Annotated in this window: 3 rRNA genes (2 of these 3 only partly in view); all 3 read right to left on the bottom strand. The window is 50.6% G+C overall.

From position 1 onward, the window contains the following. Window positions 1-533 (bottom strand): 16S ribosomal RNA (locus tag QFZ31_RS23720); it reaches 1,017 nt to the left of the window's first position. Window positions 534-820: 287 nt separating this feature from the next. Continuing rightward, a 5S ribosomal RNA gene (rrf, locus tag QFZ31_RS23715) occupies window positions 821-936 on the bottom strand. Between the two features lie 78 nt (window positions 937-1,014). Next, window positions 1,015-2,500: ribosomal RNA gene (locus QFZ31_RS23710) — 23S ribosomal RNA — on the bottom strand (it continues 1,452 nt past the right edge of the window).

Below are 2,500 nucleotides of genomic sequence, written 5' to 3'. Positions count from 1 at the left end.
CGGCTGCTGGCACGTAGTTAGCCGTGGCTTTCTGGTTAGGTACCGTCAAGGTACCGGCAGTTACTCCGATACTTGTTCTTCCCTAACAACAGAGCTTTACGACCCGAAGGCCTTCATCGCTCACGCGGCGTTGCTCCGTCAGACTTTCGTCCATTGCGGAAGATTCCCTACTGCTGCCTCCCGTAGGAGTCTGGGCCGTGTCTCAGTCCCAGTGTGGCCGATCACCCTCTCAGGTCGGCTACGCATCGTCGCCTTGGTGAGCCGTTACCTCACCAACTAGCTAATGCGCCGCGGGCCCATCTGTAAGTGTCAGCCGAAACCGACTTTCAGCTTTTCCTCATGAGAGGAAAAGGATTATCCGGTATTAGCTCCGGTTTCCCGAAGTTATCCCAGTCTTACAGGCAGGTTGCCCACGTGTTACTCACCCGTCCGCCGCTAACCAAAAGGTGCAAGCACCTTAAGATTCGCTCGACTTGCATGTATTAGGCACGCCGCCAGCGTTCGTCCTGAGCCAGGATCAAACTCTCCAAGAAAGTTGATATAGCTCCGAAAAGTTACGTTGGCTTAGCTTTTTAATAAAAGCTAAAAAATTTGTTTGTTGACGTTCTTGTTTGTTTAGTTTTCAAAGAGCAATTTTAATAGCGACAAAAACCATCATACCATGCAACTTCATTAGAGTCAACATAAAATTTCATTTAAGTTTTTACGTTAAATACCTCACGAAGCAGCTTTTCAATAATAACACCATTGGTGTATTAATGCAATATAAAGTTTTTCGCTTTTCTCTTAAGAAGAGAATTTAAAAGACTAAAAGTCTTTCGTCTGGCAACGTCCTACTCTCACAGGGACAAAGTCCCAACTACCATCGGCGCTGAGAAGCTTAACTTCCGTGTTCGGTATGGGAACGGGTGTGACCTTCTCGCCATTGCTGCCAGACTATTTATTTTGAGGTTTCATTCCCTCAAAACTAGATAATTTCAGAAGAAGTGTGTAAAACGAGTTCGCTTTTTAAAATTGGTTAAGTCCTCGAACGATTAGTATCAGTCAGCTCCACATGTTACCACGCTTCCACCTCTGACCTATCAACCTGATCATCTTTCAGGGTTCTTACTAGCTTGACGCTATGGGAAATCTCATCTTGAGGGGGGCTTCATGCTTAGATGCTTTCAGCACTTATCCCGTCCGCACATAGCTACCCAGCGATGCCTTTGGCAAGACAACTGGTACACCAGCGGTGCGTCCATCCCGGTCCTCTCGTACTAAGGACAGCTCCTCTCAAATTTCCTGCGCCCACGACGGATAGGGACCGAACTGTCTCACGACGTTCTGAACCCAGCTCGCGTACCGCTTTAATGGGCGAACAGCCCAACCCTTGGGACCGACTACAGCCCCAGGATGCGATGAGCCGACATCGAGGTGCCAAACCTCCCCGTCGATGTGGACTCTTGGGGGAGATAAGCCTGTTATCCCCGGGGTAGCTTTTATCCGTTGAGCGATGGCCCTTCCATGCGGAACCACCGGATCACTAAGCCCGACTTTCGTCCCTGCTCGACTTGTAGGTCTCGCAGTCAAGCTCCCTTGTGCCTTTACACTCTACGAATGATTTCCAACCATTCTGAGGGAACCTTTGGGCGCCTCCGTTACTCTTTAGGAGGCGACCGCCCCAGTCAAACTGCCCACCTGACACTGTCTCCCACCCCGATCAGGGGTGTGGGTTAGAATTTCAATACAGCCAGGGTAGTATCCCACCGACGCCTCCACCGAAGCTGGCGCTCCGGTTTCTCAGGCTCCTACCTATCCTGTACAAGCTGTACCAAAATTCAATATCAGGCTACAGTAAAGCTCCACGGGGTCTTTCCGTCCTGTCGCGGGTAACCTGCATCTTCACAGGTACTATAATTTCACCGAGTCTCTCGTTGAGACAGTGCCCAGATCGTTACGCCTTTCGTGCGGGTCGGAACTTACCCGACAAGGAATTTCGCTACCTTAGGACCGTTATAGTTACGGCCGCCGTTTACTGGGGCTTCGATTCAGAGCTTCGCTTGCGCTAACCCCTCCTCTTAACCTTCCAGCACCGGGCAGGCGTCAGCCCCTATACTTCGCCTTGCGGCTTCGCAGAGACCTGTGTTTTTGCTAAACAGTCGCCTGGGCCTATTCACTGCGGCTCTTCGAGGCTATTCACCTCAAAAAGCACCCCTTCTCCCGAAGTTACGGGGTCATTTTGCCGAGTTCCTTAACGAGAGTTCTCTCGCTCACCTTAGGATTCTCTCCTCGCCTACCTGTGTCGGTTTGCGGTACGGGCACCTTTTATCTCGCTAGAGGCTTTTCTTGGCAGTGTGGAATCAGGAACTTCGGTACTATATTTCCCTCGCTATCACAGCTCAGCCTTTACGGTAAGCGGATTTTCCTACTTACCAGCCTAACTGCTTAGACGCGCATATCCAACAGCGCGCTTACCCTATCCTCCTGCGTCCCCCCATCACTCAAACGATAAAGAGGT

The sequence above is a fragment of the Neobacillus niacini genome (assembly GCF_030817595.1).
Taxonomy (GTDB): domain Bacteria; phylum Bacillota; class Bacilli; order Bacillales; family Cytobacillaceae; genus Neobacillus; species Neobacillus niacini_G.
The sequence above is the reverse complement of the archived record's forward strand: the minus strand, read 5'-3'. Positions and strand labels throughout refer to the sequence as shown.